The 21681-nt window shown below is 61.2% G+C and carries 19 protein-coding genes; 4 read left to right on the top strand and 15 right to left on the bottom strand.

The annotated features are described in order from the left end of the window. Positions 1 to 17 precede the first annotated feature (17 nt). From ACILSE_RS07685 to ACILSE_RS07670, 4 genes are all read right to left on the bottom strand, one after another. Positions 18 to 3011 (bottom strand): beta strand repeat-containing protein, encoded by a 2994-nt coding sequence (locus ACILSE_RS07685; protein WP_395716788.1) that lies wholly within the window; start codon positions 3009 to 3011, stop codon positions 18 to 20. Between the two features lie 328 nt (positions 3012 to 3339). Then, a complete protein-coding gene (locus ACILSE_RS07680; RefSeq protein WP_395716787.1) occupies positions 3340 to 4245 on the bottom strand; it encodes a hypothetical protein in 906 nt (301 codons plus the stop codon). 10 nt (positions 4246 to 4255) lie between these two features. Continuing rightward, entirely contained in the window at positions 4256 to 5086 is an 831-nt protein-coding gene (locus ACILSE_RS07675; RefSeq protein ID WP_395716786.1) for an NlpC/P60 family protein, read from the bottom strand. Beyond that, the gene (locus tag ACILSE_RS07670) at positions 5083 to 5931 is read right to left on the bottom strand and encodes a BPL-N domain-containing protein (protein WP_395716785.1); all 849 of its coding nucleotides are present in this window, start codon (positions 5929 to 5931) and stop codon (positions 5083 to 5085) included. The genes ACILSE_RS07675 and ACILSE_RS07670 overlap by 4 nt, the downstream gene beginning before the upstream one ends. Positions 5932 to 6056: 125 nt before the next feature. On the opposite strand from ACILSE_RS07670, the gene ACILSE_RS07665 reads away from it, so the two are divergent. Both ACILSE_RS07665 and ACILSE_RS07660 read left to right on the top strand, forming a co-directional pair. Beyond that, positions 6057 to 8162, top strand: coding sequence for a sensor histidine kinase (locus tag ACILSE_RS07665; RefSeq protein WP_395716784.1), 2106 nt, complete (start codon positions 6057 to 6059; stop codon positions 8160 to 8162). A 3-nt stretch (positions 8163 to 8165) separates the two neighbouring features. Continuing rightward, a complete protein-coding gene (locus ACILSE_RS07660) occupies positions 8166 to 8825 on the top strand; it encodes a response regulator (protein ID WP_395716783.1) in 660 nt (219 codons plus the stop codon). A gap of 6 nt (positions 8826 to 8831) precedes the next feature. Here the strand turns inward: ACILSE_RS07660 and ACILSE_RS07655 are convergent, their stop codons facing one another. Next, positions 8832 to 9551, bottom strand: coding sequence for an SGNH/GDSL hydrolase family protein (locus tag ACILSE_RS07655; protein ID WP_395716782.1), 720 nt, complete (start codon positions 9549 to 9551; stop codon positions 8832 to 8834). Between the two features lie 108 nt (positions 9552 to 9659). Between ACILSE_RS07655 and ACILSE_RS07650 the strand changes: the two genes are divergently transcribed. Then, positions 9660 to 10295: a DUF1080 domain-containing protein gene (locus ACILSE_RS07650; RefSeq protein WP_395716781.1), complete on the top strand. Its 636-nt coding sequence runs from the start codon at positions 9660 to 9662 to the stop codon at positions 10293 to 10295. Here ACILSE_RS07650 and ACILSE_RS07645 read toward each other — a convergent pair. The 10 genes from ACILSE_RS07645 to ACILSE_RS07600 form a co-directional block, all read right to left on the bottom strand. Next, positions 10276 to 12105, bottom strand: a complete 1830-nt coding sequence (locus ACILSE_RS07645) for a monovalent cation:proton antiporter-2 (CPA2) family protein (protein ID WP_395716780.1) — start codon at positions 12103 to 12105, stop codon at positions 10276 to 10278. The two genes, ACILSE_RS07650 and ACILSE_RS07645, sit on opposite strands and share 20 nt — an antisense overlap. A 48-nt stretch (positions 12106 to 12153) precedes the next feature. Next, entirely contained in the window at positions 12154 to 12597 is a 444-nt protein-coding gene (locus ACILSE_RS07640; RefSeq protein ID WP_395716779.1) for a thioesterase domain-containing protein, read from the bottom strand. Positions 12598 to 12618: 21 nt separating this feature from the next. Continuing rightward, positions 12619 to 13221 carry a nitroreductase family protein gene (locus ACILSE_RS07635; protein ID WP_395716778.1) on the bottom strand — a complete coding sequence of 201 codons (603 nt, stop codon included), beginning with the start codon at positions 13219 to 13221 and terminating at the stop codon, positions 12619 to 12621. After that, positions 13218 to 13721, bottom strand: a complete 504-nt coding sequence (locus tag ACILSE_RS07630; RefSeq protein ID WP_395716777.1) for a VOC family protein — start codon at positions 13719 to 13721, stop codon at positions 13218 to 13220. The genes ACILSE_RS07635 and ACILSE_RS07630 overlap by 4 nt, the downstream gene beginning before the upstream one ends. Beyond that, entirely contained in the window at positions 13718 to 14782 is a 1065-nt protein-coding gene (locus tag ACILSE_RS07625; protein ID WP_395716776.1) for an alkene reductase, read from the bottom strand. The genes ACILSE_RS07630 and ACILSE_RS07625 overlap by 4 nt, the downstream gene beginning before the upstream one ends. 26 nt (positions 14783 to 14808) lie before the next feature. Beyond that, the gene (locus ACILSE_RS07620) at positions 14809 to 15705 is read right to left on the bottom strand and encodes a YceI family protein (RefSeq protein ID WP_395716775.1); all 897 of its coding nucleotides are present in this window, start codon (positions 15703 to 15705) and stop codon (positions 14809 to 14811) included. Between the two features lie 22 nt (positions 15706 to 15727). Next, positions 15728 to 16117, bottom strand: a complete 390-nt coding sequence (locus ACILSE_RS07615; RefSeq protein ID WP_395716774.1) for a hypothetical protein — start codon at positions 16115 to 16117, stop codon at positions 15728 to 15730. Positions 16118 to 16154: 37 nt separating this feature from the next. Then, positions 16155 to 16856, bottom strand: coding sequence for a pirin family protein (locus tag ACILSE_RS07610; RefSeq protein WP_395716773.1), 702 nt, complete (start codon positions 16854 to 16856; stop codon positions 16155 to 16157). An 85-nt stretch (positions 16857 to 16941) separates the two neighbouring features. Continuing rightward, positions 16942 to 19254, bottom strand: coding sequence for a PQQ-binding-like beta-propeller repeat protein (locus tag ACILSE_RS07605; RefSeq protein WP_395716772.1), 2313 nt, complete (start codon positions 19252 to 19254; stop codon positions 16942 to 16944). A gap of 16 nt (positions 19255 to 19270) precedes the next feature. Next, the gene (locus tag ACILSE_RS07600; RefSeq protein ID WP_395716771.1) at positions 19271 to 20704 is read right to left on the bottom strand and encodes a DUF1501 domain-containing protein; all 1434 of its coding nucleotides are present in this window, start codon (positions 20702 to 20704) and stop codon (positions 19271 to 19273) included. 74 nt (positions 20705 to 20778) lie between these two features. On the opposite strand from ACILSE_RS07600, the gene ACILSE_RS07595 reads away from it, so the two are divergent. Next, positions 20779 to 21681 (top strand): LysR family transcriptional regulator, encoded by a 903-nt coding sequence (locus tag ACILSE_RS07595; RefSeq protein ID WP_395716770.1) that lies wholly within the window; start codon positions 20779 to 20781, stop codon positions 21679 to 21681.

Here is a 21681-nt window from a genome sequence, read left to right as displayed (position 1 = left end):
CGACTTGCGCTGGGCTTTTAGCGACGCCGGTGCATGACCAGGCAGACACCGCCGACAATAGCGAAAAGCCCGCGGGATGGCTCGGGCACCAGCACAACGCTCAAGGTGCCATTTGTGGTGAACTGCGAGGTGTCCCACATCCAGGATGAATCGAAGCCTTCGGTGCTGAGGTTCAGCAGGCTGGTAGTGATCCCGCTCACGCCGCTCCAGTCGAGCAAATCAAAGCTGTGTCCCAGCAACGGCGTGTAACCGCCTGCAAAAGTCACGCCGATGCTGCCAGCGGCCATCGAACTGACATCGAGAAGGCCCGCGCCAGTGGCTGCGAAGACGAGCTTGTCGTTGTTGCCGTTGCCAAAGAGTTCAAAAGCGATGCTGCTCGTATTTTGGAAGGTCGCGTTGCCATCAGCAGGCGTGAAGGTGAGCGTGCCCGCAGAGCCGGTGGTCCCCGGCGTGACGCTGCCGCCGAGGATGACGCTGTTGCTCCCATTCGGCGCGATGGTGCCGGTGCCGCCAAGCGTGGTTCCGGACGCGGTGGAGACATTTCCCGTGCCGGTGGCGGAGCCGGTCGTGTTGGTGACGAGCAAGGTGCCAGCCGTGAGGGTAGTGCCACCGGAGTAGGTGTTGGCTCCGCCGAGGCGTAGCGTGCCGGCATCCAGCTTCTCCAATGCACCGCTTCCGGTGCCGTTGTTGGCGATGATGCCGTTGTAGGTCGTCGTAAGGCCGGTGGCGACGCTCAGCACGCCGGTGCCGGCACCGCCATCCGCGCCGAGGGCGATGCCGCGATTGGCATTGATCGTCACGTTGTTAATGGTGAGACGCAGGCCGCCGCCATTCAAAATGATGCTGCCGGGCGTGGGCGAACCTGGCACGGCGCCGATGCGATCTTCGAGGCTGTAGCTCACCATCCCGCCATTGACCGTAAGGCCGCCAGTGAAGGAGTTGCTGCTGTTTTGCAGCCGCAGCGTCCCTGTGCCGGTTTTGACCAGCCTGCCGCTGCCGCCAGGATTATCCGCGATGATGCCTTCGTAGGTTAGCGTGTTTGCTCCGGTGACTTGAATTGTGCCACTGCCTGAGCCGGCGTTTGGCCCGAGGGCGATGCCTCGGTTCGCATTGAGCGTCAGACTAGCCGTGACGGTGAGTCCGCCGCCGTTGAGAAGGATGTTGCCAGGCGTTGGTGACACAGGCACGGCACCGAGGCGGTTGTCCACGCCAACGCTCACATCCCCCTCCAGCACCCGCACCCCGCCAGTGAAGGTATTCACGGCGTTTTGAAGGCGCAGGGTGCCACCACCTGTTTTGACCAAGGCACCGTTGCCGGAGCCATTGTCCGCGATGATGCCTTCATAGGTCAGCGTGAAGGTGCTGTTCACGCTGATTGTGCCGCTGCCGGACCCGCTTTCGGGTCCTAGGGCGATGCCGCGATTCGCGCTGAGCGTGAATGTGTCCGTCGCCAGCAATACGCCGCCATTGATCACCAGGTTTCCAGGTGTAGGCGTGGTCGGAACCGAGCCTAAACGGTCGTCCAGCGCCACACTGACAGTGCCGCCGAGGATGCTCATGCCGCCGGTGAAGGTTTTGCTCGTCGTCTGCAGGCGAAGGATGCCATTTCCAGTTTTGAGAATGCGTCCGCTGGCGCCCGGCGTGTCAGTGATGGCCCCCTGCACGATGAAGCTGTTGCTTCCATCGACTTGGATGGTGACGGAACCCGAACCTGAAGTCGGGCCGACCTCAAAACCACGATTCGCTCCCGAGTCGATCGTTCCTGTCGAGGTATCGACCAGCAGCGTGCCACCACGCAGAAAAACGCTGGAAGCAGGTGCCGCGGGCAACCCACCCAACGCGGTGACGACATTCGCGATGCGCAGTGTGCCGCTATTTATGTACAGCCCTCCCGTGAAGGTGCTCGCGCCTCCGAGTGTCTGCGTGCCGGAGCCATTTTTGATGACGGTGATGTTGTTGTTGGCCCCGGTGAGATTGGTTGTCGAGGAAGGCACGCCGATGCCCGAATCAAACACATAGGTGCCACTGCCCTCCAAAGTGAGCGTGGAAGCCGCGCCTGTGTTCGCCACCCCGCGCATGCCCGCGGGCGATACCAAGCCCGCCACGGTCTGGCTGAAGCCTGCGAGATCAAGGGTGCCGCCCGAGCTCAAGGCACCTCCCCCGGCGCTTTGATTGAAAAACACTGTCGTGCCGGTCGGCAGTGCGTTCGTGATGCCGAGACGCAGCACGCCGGTGCTCGTGTGGTTGAGGAACGTGCCGCCGCTGAAGTTGTTGGCCGCGCTCAGGATTACGATGCCGGCTCCACCAGCCTGCCCGCCGGAGATTTGGAGTGCTGCTGAACCACTGAGCACACCACCGTAATTTAGAGTGTTACTAAAATTAGCCCCCAGCATGGTGGCGGAGATGGAGCTGTTGTTGAGAATGTTCGAGTTTAAGGCCACCTGCACACTGGGCGAGGAAGTGGGTGTGTAAGCCACAAAACCCGTGGGGCCCGCCGCAGTGCCAGCCAGCGTGATGCTGCCACCCGTGATGGTGCTGCTTGTGGTGAGGTCGATGCGATTGCTGTTGTCCAGAGTGGCATTCCCCTGCACCAATAGCGAGCTGCCGGTGCCGAAGGTGATCGTTCCAAGGCGCCAAGTCGGCCCGGTGGATGCCATGCTCAGTGTCAGTGCCACGTTGTTATTCAAGGAAACAGCCCCGGTCACGGTGAGCGGCCTCGCTGCCGAACTTGATGTGATGACATAACCCGTTGTATTGACATTCAGCGCAGCCATCGTGGCACCGCTTGTTAGCAAGCTGGAAGTACCGAGCGTAATCGTGCCGGCAGTACCACCAAGGTTGGCCGTGACCGTGCCGCCATTATCCCAGCTTTGCAGCGTTCCGATATCGCTGCCGAAGCGCCAGGTATTCGGTGTGCCCCAGTTGCCGGTCGCACCAGTGCCGGATGTGTCTCCATTTGGATCCCAAAACAGGTTCGTTTGGGCAGAGGCGCTGCCAAACGTCAGAAGCATGACGCTTAGCAGCCGCACGAAGAGTGATGAAGGAGAATGAAGGAAAAAGGAACGCGAATCAGCGCAGGAAGTTTTTTTCATGTTCCGCAATCGGCATCAGCCCGGCCGGGTTGGGGCGGAGAAAGCTGATTGGGTAAGGTTTTCAGGGCATGGTATCTAGGTTGTCGTTCGAAGCGGAGACGCCGTAGAGCCGGGGGGCTTGATGACGGGGCGACGAGCTGAGCATTTTTTAAAGCACCGCTCATGCCATAAACCCCTCGCCTAAATGAGTGAGGCGCGTTGTTTCCTCACATTTTCATGCATCCATCAGACCGTGCGAACCGTGCGCTCACAGAGCTTCACTCAGAGGCTTGCCTTTGTCGATTTTGACGCCGAGATGAAGCGGGAGATAGACCGTCAAGACTTTAACCAAGGCATTGGCGAAAGCCTGCCGGTTTTCTGCCGTGTCGCGCAGGCGGGGCCGGTTGGCCTCGATCTGGAGGCCGGTGACATTTTTGTCACTCTTGCAGTGCCGTGCGATGGTGTAGCCGCCGCGAAAGAACGGCTCCGTAGGCAACGGCATGCGCGGACTTGGCGTGGCCGGGAAACCTTCGCGCTCCAGCATCGCGCCGAGGCTCTGCGGGCCGCGCAGGAGATCGGTGTGGCTCGGAGTTCCGCGCTCGACGATCCAGCGCAGGCTGCTGGCGGCGATGGCGCCGGATGAGTTCAAAACCTCCTCGCAGTCCGCCAAGTCCAGCGCGGAATGCAGATAGCCCAGCTCGATGCGCGGATCGGGATGGCTGTGGCCGTGAAGATCGATCAGGAAAGCCACACCAAACTGGCCCACAGCCTTGGCGCAGGCCTTCTCGATGAACGCGTGGTGCTCTTTCCACGCCTGTTCTGCCAGGGAATTTCCCTCCGCGGCTTCCACGATGTCACGATTTGCATCGAGCTTGCTGCGATGCAGGTGGCAGATGATCAGATGAGGGTGCCGTCCCGTATCGACATGCAACACAGCGGCGATTGCTCGCGCCAGCTCCTGCGTGTTTGCGTCCATGACAACGACGCCGTTGGTTCGATCAGGAATGACTGCGGGCTTTTCGCGTCCGCCATGCGGCACCGCGATCACCAGCGGCAGATCACCCGGGATGTATTCAATGTAGTCATGCTGTCCGAAGAGGCTCGCCCCGGGCTTGAGTTCCTGCGCGCACCCATCGAAGGCTGCGATCAGCAGGCACCGGAGGAAAAACAGCATCCTCGTCATCTCATTTGTCCTCCGGAATGATTCTCAGAATGTGACTGGCCTGCCTGAAATACCAGGAACGCGGCTTGAAAGCACGCAGGTGGATGCCGTCCGGAATCTCCTTGCCGTTGGCATCATAGTTCCCGCTGCCAGTGCTGTCCAGGATCAGCGGCGTGCCATCAGGGGAACGTCCGATCTTCCCCACCCACAGCACCACATGAGAAAGGCTGCCCTTGGTGTTTTTGATGTAGAGCAGATCCCCGGTCAGCAGCTCGCGTTCGAAATCCTCATGGCTTTCCGGCAGCTCGATGCGCTTCACCGGGATGGTGCGGTTCGCCCCCGGGCCCTTCACCTCGGCCATCTCGGACTGGGCCTTGATGTCTCCGGTCGGCTTGATTCCAAGCGCAAGGTTGTAGGCAAAGGCGGTGAAGTTGCTGCAATCGAGTCCCTTCCCCGCCGGCGTCTTCTGCTCGGGATCACGCGGCCAGTCGGCTGGTGGATCCCAGTCCGGCACGTGATGATGCTGGTAGGTGTAACCGATGAAACGCATGCCTGTGGCAATCACTCGTTCGCGAGACCATCGGGGACTCTTCGTGGCCAGTCCGGCAGGTGGATTAAAGTGCTTCGCGGAGGGGCCGCGATAACCCCAGCGGGCCTGATTGGCGGCATTGTACCAATCTCGGTAGGGCACGGTGGCAAAGTCTTTCCAATCCGAACGCGGGCCTTTGAGCAGATCACCCATGAGTTCTTCTTCCGGGAAGGAAAATTTCACACTGTAAGGTGACTTGTAGGCGTCCTGCGCCTGCGCGGCACCCAGCAGCGCAAAGGTGAATACCAGAGAGCGCAAGATCATGGCAGCACGTTTTCTTTTTTCTCACCCGCCGCCCAGAAAACACCGCGCGGGATGAGGTTCTCGAGTCCTGGCGTGCCCTCGGGATGCGGACTTGAGACAAACACGCGGCCTTTGCCAAAAGTGCCGATGGCCTGTGCGGGTGCGTTCACCTGCACGCCTTCGGGAGAGCCGTACTTTGCCACCTCCGTGCGGAAGACGCTGAGCGGCGTGTAGGCCGGCAGATCCGTGCGCGTCCAAGGCTTGAGGATGGGTCCGTTGTTGTAGCGCACCTTGAACACACCGGGCACATCACCCAGCAGCGGCCTGCCGGCCTCGGTCATCTCCAGGTCGAGGATCGCCTGACCGCGACGCCATTTGCTGGAGACGGTGCCCGCGTTGAGAATGCCGAGTCCCCATGAAAAATTCGAGCACGCGAGATAAGCTCCCGCGCATATACCCACATAGCCGCCGCCTTTGCCCACAAACTCACGCACGTTCTTCAAACCGGCCTCGCCAATGCCCTTCGACTGTCCGGAGCCCGAGCCGCCTGGGAAAACGAGCACATCGTATGCTGCGAGATTCTGAGTGGCGACATCCTCACCGCTCATAATCACCGTCGTGGCCTCGGCGAAGGGTTTCATCACCTTAACCACCGCGTCCACGCTGCTCTGCGGCGCGCCGGGGCCGCTGTAAACCCCCACCTTGATCGGACGCCGGTTTTCCGGGAGGGCGATGACGGTCTTGTTGCCATTCACGTCCGGCGGCACGACGAATTTCGGTGGCGCCGCCTTCTTTTCCTCCTCCTGGGCAAAGGTGGAGACGCAGACGATGAGGAGCAGGGTGAGAGTGAGGGTCGATGATTTCATGGTGAAATGGCTCACATGCAGTTTTTAAGGCGGCAACCGCCACTGTCATCTCACCAAAACAGGTGAGCCGGACGACCAAAAGGAGGATGGCAAAATCCGAATGACCAAGGAATGTCACGGCACGGATGACGACACCGCAGTTCAGCACTAACCAGCAGCGAAGCGCCCTGGCGCGGCTCGTTGTGTCATTCGTCATTGCTTCACTTCGCTCACTCCTTCGGAGCAGCACACGCTTCGCGGTGCTGGCTGTCTCGCTTTGCTCGGCTCTGCAATCGTCATTCGCCCTCGGCGTGGACTCACGCTGGGTGGACCGTCTGGCATTCTGGTCGTGGGGGGAGCTGGAGACGCTCGAGTCAGGAATCCGTGAACGCGACCAGCGGCTCGCCAGGCTGCCCGGGCTTATGCTGATCAACAGTTGCCTCCGCGTCGGCCTCAAAACCGGCTACACCACGGACGAGTACGTGCGCTGGTTCGAGCTCACGCTCAAAGAGTCCACCTCGGTGGACAGCATCGTGCTCGTTCCGCCGCTGGCGAAAGGCGCGAACGCCGTCGTGGCCGGCTATGGCTTTCCGGTGCGCTTCAAGCTGGAGGTCTTTGATGAGCAAGACCGCGCCCACGTTGTCCTGGATCAAACACGGTCCGATTTCCCCAATCCAGGCTGCTTTCCCGTGGTCGCCCATTTTGAGCCGCGTGTCATCAAACGCGCGCGTTTTACCGCCACGGAACCGTGGAGCGTCGATGGACCGGAAATCCTCGCCATGGCCGAGATGCTTGTGCTTTCCGGCGATCGTAACCTCGCGCTCGAAGCCGCGGTGACGAGTTCCAGTTCGCGAAACGCGCCACGCGCCTGGACGCGGCTCAATTTGATCGACATGATCACACCGCTCGGCCTGCCCGTGGAGCCGCAAAGCGCCGGGACCAACGGCTATCACAGCGCCGTGTCTGAAAAGGCGGACGCGGAAAAAACACTCACGCTCACACTGCCGGAAGTCACACCGCTCGATGAGATCCGCCTCGTGCCCGTGCGGCGCAAAGACGTGCCACTGTGGTTCGACTACGGTTTCCCTGTCACCTACAAGATCGAAGCCGCCACGAAGGAAGACTTTAGCGACGCGATTCTGGTTCATGAAGCCGCCGACCGACTCGCCCCCACGCCGGGTATGAACCTGGTGTGCATTCCCACGCGAGGTTTGCGCACAAAGCACGTCCGCATCACGACCAAGCAGCTCTGGTATCGAAAAAGCGACCATGTCTTCGCGCTGGCGGAGTTTCAGGCGTTCAGCGGCGGTCGGAATGTGGCGCTGCACGGCAAGTTCAGCGCGAGCGACATGCTGACAGGCGAGGAAGCGGGCAAATGGAGCCTCGACGCACTGAATGACGGCCTTACTGAAGGTGGCCGCCTCATCACGCTGCCCGAATGGTTTGAGCGGCTCGAAACACGGCAAAAACTCGAACGCGAGCGTGATGAGTTGAGAGCAAGGCGTGACGCGCTGTTAGCGCGTTCGCAGCATCAACTCGTTTATGTCAGCGTCGCGGGCACCGGCGCCATCACACTGCTCTCCGCGCTCCTGCTTTGGCGGCAGCAGCGCGACCGCCGCCGTGACGCGCGCTTGCTGCGCGACAAGCTTGCGCGTGACCTGCACGACGAGATCGGCTCGAACCTCGGCAGCATCACGCTCATCTGCTCCATCGCGAACCAGTCCGATGCCACGCTCGATTCGATGAAGGCGGACATCACCGAAATCGAGCGCGTGGCCGCCGAGACCGCCGACTCCATGCGTGACATGGTGGATCTCATCCGTCCCCGTCGCTCCGAGACCGGGGCGGACTGGCTGGATGTGCTCCACCGGCTCGCCGAGCGCCTCCTGCGCGGCCTCACGCTCGATTGCGCCCTTCCTGCCGCTCCTCTGACGGTGCAGCCTGACATCGAGACCCGCCGCGAGTTGTACCTGTTCTGCAAAGAGGTGCTCCACAACATCGCCAGGCACGCGCAGGCCACTCGCGCGCGCTTCCACCTGACGCCGACGAACGACGGCCTGCGCGTCGAGATTAGCGACAATGGCGTTGGTTTCGACACCTCAAGAGGCAGTGTCGGCCACGGCCTCGGCAATCTGCGCGAACGCGCTGCCGCCATGCACGCCGTCCAGCATCTCACCTCTGAAGCCGGCAAGGGCACCCACGTCGTGCTCGACGTGCCGCGCACGGCCCGCTGGGGCAAACCTGAAACTTGAAACATGAAACCTGAAACTCTGGTGCAGACCTGGATCGTCGAAGACCACGACACCTTCCGCCGCTCGTTGCAGCGCCTTTGCACGCCGGAACGCGGTCTTGCACTCGCTCCGGCGTTCGCGAACGCCGAAACGATGCTCGCCGCGCTCAAAAGCGCCGCCGAAAGCCAGAAGCCGGATGTTTTGCTGCTCGATGTCGGTCTTCCCGGTCGCAGCGGAATCGAAATCATCAGTGACGTGCACAAACTCGCTCCTCACTGCCGCATTGTCATCCTCACCGTCTTCGAGGACGAGGAGAAAATCAGCCGCGCCATCAGCGCCGGCGCCAGCGGTTACCTTTTGAAGACCTCCCGCGCCGAGACCGTCGTCGAGGCCATTCTTGAGGCCTCGCAAGGTGGCTCACCGATGTCGCCGAAAGTGGCCGCAAGCGTCGTGCAGATGCTCGCCAAGCTCACCAAACCCACCGCGCAGCCCGTGTCCCTCTCGCCACGCGAGCATGACCTGCTCAAGCTCCTCGTCGAAGGCCTCACCGCGAAGGAAATCGCCGACCGCATGCAGGTGAGCATCCACACCACCAGCACGCACACGCGCAATCTTTACACCAAGCTCGACGTCCACAGCCGCGCCGCCGCCGTGGCCCGTGCGCTGAAGGAAAGACTGGTGTGAGGCCGCCTACTTCTTCTCCGGCAGATGTTCAGCAATCACTGAAGCCACCTTTTCCGCCAGATAGCGGCTGCCATCCGGCGAATAATGAACGTTTCCGTCCGGCAGTTGCGCGTCCGGTTTGGCCAGAGCATGGGCACGCAGATCGTTCGTGGGGATGCCCGCTGCCTTCATCACGCGGGCAGCAGCCTCGTTGTATTTTGCTTCATCACCCTCGACACGACCATCGCTGCCAGCGGGCACAGGCGTGGTATTGCACCAGATGAGCTTCGCGCCGGTGGCCTGCATGATTTTCACGAGTTCGGCGAGGTTCTTCTCATAATCCGCCAGCGCCACCTGCGGGTGAGAGCCGGGTGCCTTCGGATCAGCGCGCTTCGAGGGGTCATCCTGGATGTATTTCAGGTCGTGCAAGCCCCAGTTGAAGTGAATCACGTCCCATTTCGAGCCGCCAAGCCAGGCCTGGATGTTTTTGAGACCGTTCGTGGTCGGACCGCCATTCGTCGGGATGCGATGCACATTGGCCTTTCCTTTGAGCATCTCGCGCACATCGACCGTGTAGCCCATCGAGATCGAGTCACCGATGAGCAGCACACGCGGCAGACCCGCGACATCCTCGACCTTGGCGAGCGACGGATGCGGCTTGCGTTCGCGTTTGGCAGAAGCCTTGGGCGTCTGGGCGGTAGCGGAGGCAATCAGGGCGACGAGGCAGAAAAGGACGGCGGTCTTCATGGCCGCACTAGAACGCGGACACGCATTCGGAATATCGTCAGACTGAAAAAGATGCTGGCAGACCGCGTCCGGGCGCGTTTGATAGCCCTCACTCAACCATCCAGACCCATGCGCGCATTTTTCGCCCTCTTCGCCTTCGCATCTCTCGTTTCAGCCGCCGAACCCGTTTTTCTCACGCTCGCCGACTTCACCAATGTGAACGGCGAGACTCCCTCCGGCGGCTGGAAGGTGGAGGGCGACAACGGCATCCACCTTTCTGGCAAAGGCGGCGGCAATTTGATCTCGAAGAACGAATACACGAACTTCGAGCTCGAATGGGAGTGGAAGCTCAATCCGAAGGGCAACAACGGCATCAAATACTGGGTCACGAAGATCGGCGGCAAAGAGTGGCTCGGCATCGAATACCAGATGATCGACGACAGCGGGCACGCGGACGGCCTGCGTGGCGGCTCGCACACCACAGCCTCGATTTATGACATCAAGGAGCCGGTGAAGGACAAGCTGGTCAAACCGGCAGGCGAATGGAACACGAGCAAGATCGTCGTTCAGGACGGCAAGATCCAGCACTGGCTCAATGGAGCGCTGGCTGCCGAGGCGGACACGAACGCGCCCGAGTGGAAGGAAATGATCGCGAAGAGCAAGTTCAAGAACAAGGAGGGCTTTGCCCCCGGCAAAGGCAAGATCATGCTCACCGAGCACGGTGACGAGACCTGGTTCCGCAACATCAAGCTGACGTCGAAGTAGTCTCCGTCCGGTCACGTTCGAACAACTGCGTCAGCTCGATGCGTCGCTCGCGGACGATGCTGGCGTAGGCGTCATCATCGTCGTGAACGGGAATGAGCATGTGGAAGGTCTCCTCATCGTAGGCCTTCCACTTTTTGGCGGCGCACTCCAGATCCTCACACTGCTTGCCGAGAGCGCAGAGCGCCTTCACACCGAGCTCCAGCGCGCTGTGCATCTGCTCGTGCACGATGTCCTCCACGTTCAGACCCAGGCTGCGCAGCTCGAAGCGTTGATCGTAGTCATGAGCACGGGCCAGGATCCGCACGTTCGGGAATTTTTCGCGAATCTCCGCCACGAGCTGAGCCACCTTCGCGCGATCCGCCAGTGAGATGATGAACATCCGCGCCTCGGCAATGCCAGCCGCGTGGAGAAGATCGAGCCGTGTGGCGTCTCCATAGAAGACCTTGAAGCCGAAGTTGCGCAGCATGTCCACGTGATCAGGATCGCTCTCCAGCACGGTCACTTTGATGCCCTGGGACATCATGAAACGGCCCACGAAGTTCCCAAAACGGCCAAATCCCGCCATGATCACCGGCGCATGCTCGTCGATGGCATCAGGCGCACGTTTTTCCTCCGCCACCGCCGTGTAGCGCGGCGCGATGACCTTCTCATAAATCACAAACAGCAGTGGCGTCACCGCCATCGAAAGCGCCACGACCGCGACCAGCAGTTTAGATGTTTCCGCATCGAGAATGCGCTGCTGGATCGCCATCGAGAGCAGCGCGAAGGCAAACTCGCCACCCTGCGCGAGCGCCAGTGACAGCAGCCAGCGGTGACTGCCGCGAATCTTCAGCACGGTGGCGATCACCAGCATCACCGTGGCTTTCAGCACGATCAATCCGACGACCAGGAGCGTGATGAGCACCGGCTTGGCCACGATGACGCTGAAATCGAGCGACGCACCGACTGCGAGGAAGAACAAACCGAGCAGCAAGCCTTTGAACGGCTCCAGATTGCTCTCCAGCTCGTGTCGATAATGACTTCCCGCCAGCACCACGCCCGCGACGAATGCTCCGAGTGCCGGTGACAGACCCACCTGCGTCATCAGCAACGCCACGCCGACGATCAGCAGCAGCGCGGCGGCCGTGAGGAGCTCACGCAGTCCTGTTTTCGCCAAAACCGCAAAACCACGAGGCACCACGAACTGCCCGGCGATCACGATCAGCACCACGGCGCTCAACGTGACGAGCGGCTGGACCCAATGCGGCAGTTGTTGCAACCAGCCGTGATCTGCTACCTGCGCTCCGCTGGCGGACAGCAGCGGAAACACTGCGAGCATGGGGATGACGGAGATGTCCTGAAACAGCAGCACTGCGAACGAGTCACTTCCCGCATCGGTCCGCATCAGCGCTTTCTCTTGGAGAGTTTGCAGAACAATCGCTGTCGATGACAGAGCCAGGATCATCCCTGCGGCAATGGCGGGCTTGAACGCCTGCCCACACAGCATCGCGACCACCATCACGGCTAAAGAGGTGAAAACGACCTGCGCGCCGCCAAGGCCGAAAATCGGGCCGCGCATCCGCCAGAGCCGCGAAGGCTCCAGTTCAAGGCCGATCATGAAGAGCATGATGACGACGCCGAACTCGGCGAAGTGCATCGCCTCCTCGCCCTGGCTGCCCCCGACCCACGCCAGTGCAAACGGACCGATCACAGCCCCGCCAATCAGATAACCGAGCACCGATCCGAGACCGAGCCGGTGCGCCAGCGGCACCATCAACACCGCCGTGGCGAGGTAGATGAACGCGGAGAGGAAAAAATGAGGATCGTGCATGAGCGGGGTTTTCGCTGGCTTGGCGAAAGAAGCAAGCGCGGGAAGATCTCAGCGCATCGCAACGAAGGTTCCTTCGAATTCCATGCAGGCCTTGCCGTCGTGTTCGATGACGACTTGGAGCGTCAGACGGGCGCGGCCGGATTCCGCGAACTGCTGACGAAAAGCCTGCATCGTTTCATCGTCAGGCCGCGAGCAAACCGCACGCAAAGGGCCGCGCACAGGATGACGGTAACGAATGTGGCTGTCACGCACGACGACATGCGCCTCGCGATCACCGAGCATCAACCAGACAAGGCTGTAGCCCGCCAAAGTCGCCAGGGCGCTGAGGCTGCCGCCGAATGCTGTGCCCAGGTGGTTGTGATTCGGCTCCAGCGGCGCCTGCAGCACAAGCCGGGTGCCATCCCAGCTCTCCAACGTCACCCCCATGGCGCGAGTCAGTGGAATCTGCTCGTGCAGATAGGCCTCAGTCTCGCGCAGGAGAGATTCAGACATCCGAGTGAAGTCGAAAGACGCTCAGAAGCTGTTCTGAATCACCACTTCCTCATAAGGAAGCTGCCCAGGCTTCGGCCACGCAGGCTGCGTGCCTTTGCCGACGGCGATCATGAAGCTGATGACGTGATCTTCCGGCAGTTTGATGATCTTGGCGACGGCATCGAAGTCGAAGCCATCCATCGGGCAGGAGTCGTAGCCCATGGCTTTGGCAGCGAGCATGATCGTCATGCCGGCCATGCCACAGGAGCGCATGCACTCGTCGCGCTGAACCTGATCGCGGCCGTTGTAATACTGGCCGATGGCGGGGACGAGGAAATCCTGCACGGGCTGTGGAGCATCCTTCCAGTAACGCGCGGCGTCTTTCTTCCACGCGTCTTTGTCGGCGCACAGCACGATGAGCAAAGAAGCATCCGTGACTTGCGCCTGATCCCAGGCGACGGCGCGAATCTGTTTCCGAACTTCAGGATCGATCACGGTGACGAAGCGCCAGTGCTGGATGTTGAAGGCCGTGGGAGCTTGCAACGCTGCGGTGAGCAGTGTTTTGACCTCCTCCTCCGTCATGCGGTGAGCGGGATCGTAATGCTTGATAGCGCGGCGGGCGTTGATGGCGTCGAGGGTGCTCATGGAGGTGGTAATGAGGTTTGGGTTTCGGTGAGTAAAGCTTTGAGATCAAGCGGTGCGGTGGTCATTTCGAGCTCACCTTTCGCATCACGCGGCCATGCGGCGGGATCGCGGTCGATGTAGAGTTCGAGGCCGTTGCCATCGGGGTCTTGGAGGTAGATCGCTTCGCTGACGCCGTGGTCGGCGGCACCGTCGAGCGGGATTTTGTGCTCGATGAGGCGGCGCAAGGCATCGGCAAGAGCTTTGCGATCCGGATAAAGGATGGCGACGTGATAGAGGCCAGTGGTGCCGGGTGGCGGGGGCTTGCTGCCACGGCTTTCCCAGGTGTTCAGGCCGATGTGATGATGATAGCCGCCCGCCGAGACGAAGGCAGCGCCGGGTCCGTAGCGCTGCGTGAGCTGAAAGCCGAGCACGCCGCAGTAAAAGGCGAGCGAGCGCTCCAGATCGGCCACCTTCAGATGAACGTGGCCGATGCGAACGCCGGGATGGATGGGCGTGCTCACGACATCGCGGGATAGTCCGTGTAGCCTTCGGGGCCGGGGGAGTAGAACCGTGCGGCGTTCGGGGCATTGAGCGGCGCTTTGGCGGCGATGCGGGCAGGCAGATCGGGATTGGCGAGGAAGCTGGTGCCAAAGGCGACGGCGTCGAGCTTGCCCTCGGTGATGGCTTGTTCGGCTTCGTCGGAGGTGTAGCCCATGTTGCTGATGAGCACGCCTTTGAAATGCTGTCGAGCGGGTGTGAGGACATCGCCTTGCTGAGCTTGGAAGAAGTCGCTGCGCATGACATGCAGGTAGGCGATGCCGCGCGTGCTGGTCTGTTGCGCGATGTAGGTGGTGACGGCGACAGGATCGCTATCGATCATGCTGTTGTAGCTGTTGAGCGGCGAGATGCGCAAGCCGACGCGATCCGCGCCCCAGACGCTGATGACGGCATCGAGCACTTCGAGCATCAAACGGGCGCGATTTTCGATGGAGCCACCGTAGGCACCGCTGCGCTTGTTGGCACCGTCGCGGAGGAATTCGTCGAGGAGGTAGCCATTGGCTCCGTGGACCTCGACGCCGTCAAAACCGGCCGCTTGGGCATTCTCGGCGGCCTTTTTGAATCCGGCGATGATGCCGGGGATCTCGTCGTCGCGGAGTTCGCGAGGCGTTACGTAGGGTTTCTTGCCTTCGGGCGTGTGAACCTCATCGCCGGTGATCGGAATGGCGCTCGGGGCGACGGGCTGGGCTCCGCCATTGAGCAGCGGATGGCAGGCACGACCGCCATGCCAGAGCTGGAGCACAATTTGACCGCCTTTGGCATGCACGGCGTCGGTGACGGCTTTCCAGCCTTTCACTTGAGCCTCGGAGTAAATGCCGGGTTCCATCCAGAAGGACGAATTGCCTTCCATGACCATCGTGGCTTCGGCGATGATCAAACCGGCGCTGGCTCGCTGCGCGTAGTATTCCGCCATGAGCGGCGTGGGATTGTGATCGACATCGGCACGGCAACGCGTGAGCGGAGCCATGAGGACGCGGTTGGGGAGCTGGAAAGCGCCGGCGGTGAGTGGGGAGAGGAGCTGCATGGGATTTATGATGTATGATTTTTGATTTATGATTTCAGGTCGGCGTGGAGCTTGATGTGAAGGTGGATGTGGTCGTTGACGATGTGTTTGCCGAGGAAGCGGAAGAGTCGGCCGGAGCCATAGACGCTGCCGAACTGGGTGCGATCGAGGTCGAGCACGCCCTGCGCGGTGAGGCGCTGGCCATCGGCGGTGGCGACGAGGATGGGGAACTCGATCTCGCGGGTGATGCCGCGCAGGGTGAACTGGCCGCGCAGGAGATAATTTGGCGTGCCGTCGGTGCAGGTGGCGAGCGGCGTGATGCTCGTGGCGGTGAATTCGGCCACGGGATGATGCGCGACATCGAAGAAGTCATCGCTGTGTAGATGAGCGATGAGCATTTGGTTCATCGCGGAGTCGCTGATGTCCTCGCAGGCAATGCTGTCCATCGCGATGCGGAAGCGGGCGGCCACGAGCGCGTTGTCGCGCAGCACGATCTCGCCCTCGGCGAGGCGCACGGTGCCGCTGTGATGATTGAAGAGATTGCGACCGGTCCAACGGATGAGGCTTTGCTCCGTGTCTGCACGGAAAGTGCCGCTGAGCAAAGGCGCGGCGGGTAATGCACCCTCGCCTTCCAGGTGCAGTCCGGCGGCACTCCAGGCATCGAGACCGCCTTCAAAGGCTGTCACGTTCGTGAAACCGGCCGCAGCGAGCTTTTCAGCCGCCACCTTGGCATCGAGCGAGCCGCTGCCCGCGCCATACACGATGATGGCGCGGGCTTTGTCGGTGGTGAGAGCGGCGATTTGATCGAGAAAGACCACCTCATACACACAAGCCTGCTTTGAGCCGGGGATGCGGCGTGCGGCGAAGACTTCCTCGGGCAACACCTGCACGAGCAGCGGCGCGTTCGCGGAGGTGAGGAGGGTTTGGAGCTCGGAGGTGGTCATGGCGATGAGGTGGTGTGATGGATTACTTCACGAGGCCGAGCCAGGCTTTGCGCTCGGTGAAGAGGAGGAAGGCGGAGAGGACGCCGATGACGAGGATGGGTGGATCGGTGAGGCCGGCGCCTTTGGTGAGGAAGACGTGGAAGGCGACGATGTTCACGATGATCGGCCCGAGCACCAGGAGGCCGATGTTACGAGTTTTTGGCAGTGCGACGAGCAGGCCGCCGAGGATCTCCAGCACCTTCACGAAGGCGAGGTAGCCGGTGGGGAACATCGCGGCCATGAAGAGCTTGTGCGGTGCATCGGCCGGAGATGGATCGGCAGGCATCGGGATGAAGTTCAGGAAGAAGTTCGCGCCAAAGGTGATGAAGGCGAGACCGAGGAGGACGGAGGCGAGGGTGGGTGCGTGTTTCATGAGGATGGAGTGTTGGAGTTGTGGAGTGATGCTTGGATTAAGCGAGGTCGAAGAGGAGAGCCTCGGCGTCTTCGGAGGCGGTGAGGGTGAGTGTGCCGGTGTCTTCGGTGGAGAAGGCATCGCCGGGTTTCAGCGTGCTGCCGTGCGCGGTGACGCTGCCTTTGATGAGCTGGAACCAGACGCCGCGACCGGTTTGGACCTCGTGGGTGATGCTCTGGCCTTTCGGAAGGCGCACGCGGTAGATGTCGGCTTCTTGATGGATGGTGGCGCTGCCTTCACGGCCATCGGGCGAGATGACGAGCACTTTCGGCTCGTTTTCCTTCGCCGGATCGGGATGCCACTCGGTGTAGCTCGGCGTGAGGCCACGCTGACGCGGACGAATCCAGATTTGCAGGAGCGAGGCACCTTCGGTCTTCGAGGGATTGAATTCGCTGTGGGTGACGCCGCGACCAGCGCTCATGAGCTGGATTTGGCCGGGCAACAGGGTGCGACCATTTCCCATGCTGTCTTTGTGCGCCAGCGCACCCCAGAGGATGTAGCTGAAGATCTCCATGTCCGAGTGCGGATGCGTGGGAAAGCCCGCGCCGGGAGTGATGATATCCTGATTGATCACGCGGAGGCTGCGGAAGCCCATGTGCGCCGGATCATAGTAATCGGCGAAGGAGAAGGTGTGGTAGGTGTCGAGCCAGCCGTGGTCGGCGTGGCCGCGTTCGTTTGAGAGGCGAGTTTTGAGTTTCATAACGGCGATGCATTCGCGCATCCGCCATCAGTCCTCCAATGCCACCTGCTTCACAAGTTCATGCCGGATAGTAATCAAATCGGCCTCATTGGCCGCCTTTGACGGCTTTAACGAGCGGACGGTAGCCAAACTCATTCATCAAGGCGATAGCACCACGGTCACTGGAGTCACGAGCGGCGTCAGACCAGGAATTGAGGGCGTTGTAAGTGCTGTCCATCGCCGCCTCGAGAGATTCGGCACGCAGAGCGGGATCATGGGCCTTGTGAAGCGCTTCGATGGCGCTCACCAGGTGGAAGGCGAACTCCATGCGCTTGGCGGTGTAGAGCGTGAAACTGCGGGAGCCTTCGCGGGCACGGGTGTTGGCCCGGTACATCTCGCTCATGGCATTCAGGCAGTGCGTCTTCACCTGCGTAAGCCACTCCGGCACGGGACCGGTGGCCTTGAGATGACGCAGCAGCATGTCAGGGGCTGGAAGACCGAGTTTGGGGTCGTTCTTGGCGATCAATTGAGCCGCTTTGTCGATCTCTTGAAAGCCGAGCCACATGCGCTCGGCCACACCTTCTCCGCACATGGGCGTGACGAGTTCGCTCAGGGATTTTTTGTCGCTAAAGTCGTTTTTGGGCAGCACGGAGACTGCGACAGGCTCAGCGGTGACGATTTCAAAACCTAGCTTCGCTGCTTTGTCGCGGAAACGGGCGGTGATCGCGACGACGTCCGGGTTTTCGAAGGTTTTTGCGCCACGGAAAGCCTTGCGGCCGGCGGTGTCACCATCGACGCGGATCGGCGTGAATGGCGTGACACTCTTCGGAATGGCCACACTCGTGTAGCCGAGCTTTTTGAGCTGCTGGAGGCGCTGATCGAGTTCTTCATCGCTCCACGATTCCTGGCCCATGGCGTTGCCGGTGTAGCCGTTCCAAAGGCGCGACCGGCTGACCGGCTGGAGGCTGATCTCGCCAGCCGAAGGCGTGGGCGTGCTCTCGGCGAGGGCGGCCTGCGAACCACCGGCGGCCACGCAGAAGAGATTTTCACGCGTGCGGATGTAGAGACGGCCATCGGCAATGCTCGGCGTGGCGATGACCTCCTCACCGAGGTCGTTTTTTGCGAGCACCTTCAGCTCAGGGCCGTCCTGGAGCACCACGACGAAGCCGTTTTTGCCGGCGATGAAGATTTTGCCATCAGCAGCAACAGGCGAGGCAAAGTAGTCGCCGAAATTGCCGAGACGGCTGCGATCCCACAGCGATTTGCCATCCTTGATGTCGTAGCAACTCGACATGCCGCCGCTTTTGACCACGTGCAGCCGACCATTCAGCACGAGCGGCGAGGCGATGTTCGACGGCGTCTTCGGATCGATGTTCCAGAGCAAGTGCGTCTTCGTCACATCGCCTTTGCCGCCGCCTTTGATGGCCTGGATGATGTTCCCGCCGGCGGCCATGTTGTCGGGGCTTTGGAAGGCGGTGTCGATCTCATCAGGATCAATGAGGCCGTTCTTGTTCTTGTCGGAAGTGTCAAAGCGCTCGTGAAACTCCTTCGGTGTCTCATCGCGGGCGAGGATCTTGTCCTGGTTCGTGTCCAGCCACTCCAGCAATGCGTGCTTCAGCGTCCGCGTGGAATCACCGTAGCTCTGCACGGCGATGTAAATCACGCCGTCCTGCACGACGGGCGAGGTCATGATGGTTCGCAGCAACGTGTTGCAGGTCCACTTTTCGACTCCCGTGGCCGGATCGTAGCCTTTCATCTTGCCGCTGCCCGCGACAACGATGTCACCCTCGCACATCACGGGCACGGCGTAACCGGCCAGCATGTCCTTGCGCAGCGTCTTCCATTTTTCTTTGCCCGTTTTCGCGTCCACGGCCACAAGGAAGGGCGCGAGGTCGTCATCCTGGCAGAAAATGACCATGCCATCGTGCACGATGGCGGAGGAGGCCGCGCCCCAGTCCATGAGATAAGCCGGACGTGGCATGGAGTAGCGCCAGACCTCTTTTCCCGTGGCTGAATCAAAGGCCAGCAGGCCAATGGTGCTGAAATGCAGATACACACGTTCGCCGTCCGTGGCCGGAGTCGATGACGCGTGGCTGTTGGGCGGCGTGATGCGCGGCAGCGTGCCGGTGTCGAACTCCGACTTCCATTTCACAGCACCGGTGGCGGCGTCGAAGGCCTGCAGTGCCACTTTGCCATCGCCAGCCATGCCGGTGGCGAAGACCACACCATTTTTCACGATCGCTGAGCCGACGCCATCGCCGAGCCGGGCTTTCCACGCGATGTTTTTGTCTGCAGCGAACTCGGTCGGGATGTTTTTCGATTCGGAGATGCCGCTGCCGTTGTTCCCTCGGAACTGCGCCCAGTCCTCCGCGTGAAGTGTGATGACGACAAACAACGACGCGAGGATGGAGCGATGCATAAGCGGGTGAATTCGATCAACCAAACAGCTCGGTCAGCGGCTTGCCTTCATCGAGAAGGTTGTAGGCGCGGCCGAGGCGGTCGTGGGCTTCGAGGTTGTCGATGCCCATGGCGTAATAGACGGTCTTGGTGACGTCTTCGGGGTAGATGGGACGGTCCTTCGGGTATTCCGCACGCGCATCCGTCTGACCGACGACTTTTCCGCCCTGTACACCGGCTCCGGCCATCAAAACACTCATGCACGCGGTCCAGTGATCGCGACCGGCACCGAGCGGCCCGCCGCTGCGGCGGTCGCCGACTTTCGGCATGCGGCCCATCTCGCTGGTGACCATGACGAGCGTCTCATCCAGGAGGCCGCGGGAGGCGAGATCTTCGAGGAAGGCCGAGAAACAGCGGTCGAACTGCGGCAGGAGATTTTCGCGCAGGCAGTTGAAGTTGTTGCCATGCGTGTCCCAACCGCCAGCGCTCTTGCATTTCTTGTGAAGGCCTTCGTCTTCCTTCCAGAACACCGTGATAAAAGGCACGCCGGCCTCGACCATGCGACGGGCCATGAGCAGGCTCATGCCATTGATGTCCTGGCCGTAGCGTTCGCGGAGCTTCAAGGGCTCGCTTTGAATATCGAAGGCGTTCACGGTGCTACTCGATGAAAGCAGGTCAAAAGCGCGCTCCTGCTGCTTCGCGTAGTTTTGGATCGCCATCTCGTGATCGAGCTCGCGACGGGCGCCGTTCATGGCTGCGAGCAGACCTTTGCGGTCCAGCATGCGCTGTGAAGTCATGCCGCCGCCAAGAGAAATCGTTGGCGCGGCAAAGTTCAGTGGCTCATCGAAGCTGCCGTTCAGAAAAAACGGGTCGAACTCCATGCCGATGCGGCCTGCGAACTGGCCGGGACGCGTGAAGGGCAGCTTGCTGGGCTTGTGCGGCAGCGTGATGAGCGAAGGCAGCGTGGGATGCTGCGGACGTTTCATCGCGACGACGCTACCCATGTAAGGCCAGTCCTCGGGATAGGGACGGCGGTCGTTGCCTTGCTGTTTGAACGTCGGATCAGGGGCGTGGCCGGTGAGATTGTAATAATAGCCGGCGTGATGATCGCCCGTGGCACGTCCGCCGTCGGTGACGCCGTGGATCATGGCGAAACGATGCGCCTGCTTCGCGAGCAGCGGCAGATGTTCGCACAAAACGATATCGTCGCCGGTGGTGCGGATCGGTTTGAACTCGCCACGATACTCCAGCGGCGCGTCCGGTTTCATGTCCCACATGTCGATGTGGGAGGAACCGCCGCAGAGAAAGAAGAGCACCGTCGATTTCGCCGGCTTCGCCAGCGTGGGTGAGGCGACCGCTGGTCCTGTGGAGGCATGCACACCGCCTTTGAAGCCGAGTGACGCCAGCCCCATCGTCGAGGCCGTGAGAAAGGCGCGACGATCCATCGAGGGACGGAACAGCATGGAAGACATGACGCGAGCCAGTACGCACGCCAAAGGCCCGACTTGCCATTGCGTGACAAATTGGGCTGTGTTCTGGTCGCGACGTGGAATTTCACCAGCTTCGCTACTTCATCGCCGCGGCCGAGGATCTGAGCATTTCAGGTGCTGCGAAGCGATTGCACGTCACGCAACCGGCATTGAGCCGCCAGATCGCCGTGCTGGAGGCGGAGCTCGGCGTGGCGTTGTTTGATCGCATCCGGAAACGCATTCATCTGACTGACGCGGGACGTTTCTTCCTGCCGAAGGCCCGGCAGATCGTGTGCGATGCGGAAACCGGGGCGCAGCAGCTCCGCGAGCAGTTTGGAAACGCCCGCCGCACCTTGAGGCTAGGTTTTCTCACGCCGTTTCTGGACGATCTCGTCGCCCCGGCAGTGCGGGAGTTCCGCCAGCGGCATCCGAAAGCGCAGGTGAGCCTGTTTGAGCTGCCGCCCCGAGCTCAGCTCGACCGCCTGCGCAATCACGAGCTGGATGCGGCCATTCTTGGCAACATTTCCGATGCCGAACGTGCCTTTTTCAGCATCCGCACGCTATCCCGTCACAAAATGGCCGCCGTGCTGCCGGAGGATCATGTTTTGGCCGGCAAGAAGTCGATCAAGCTCTCGGCGCTGAAGGCGGAATCGTGGGTGTCGCTCTCCGATGCGTTCTTTCCCGGTCGGCGTGAGTTTTTGCGCTCGATCTGCCAGCAGGCGGGTTTTGAGCCGCAGATCGTGAACGAGGTCGATTCGCTGTCGATGATGCTCGGGGCGGTGACCGCCGGCGAGGGCGTGGCAGTGATGCCTGCGCATGCGGGGAAACTCCCGCACGGCGGCTGTGTCTTCGTGCCGCTCGCGGCCCCGGTGCCGACGTCCGAATTGCTGCTGGTGCTGCCGAAGCAGGAGCCGAGCCGCGAACTGACGACGCTGACGAGCTTGATCGCGGAGAATGCGACACGGATCGCGCAAAAGTAG

The organism is Prosthecobacter sp. (genome assembly GCF_044236155.1).
Classification (GTDB): domain Bacteria; phylum Verrucomicrobiota; class Verrucomicrobiia; order Verrucomicrobiales; family Verrucomicrobiaceae; genus Prosthecobacter.
This window is presented reverse-complemented; position numbering and strand designations above follow the sequence as displayed.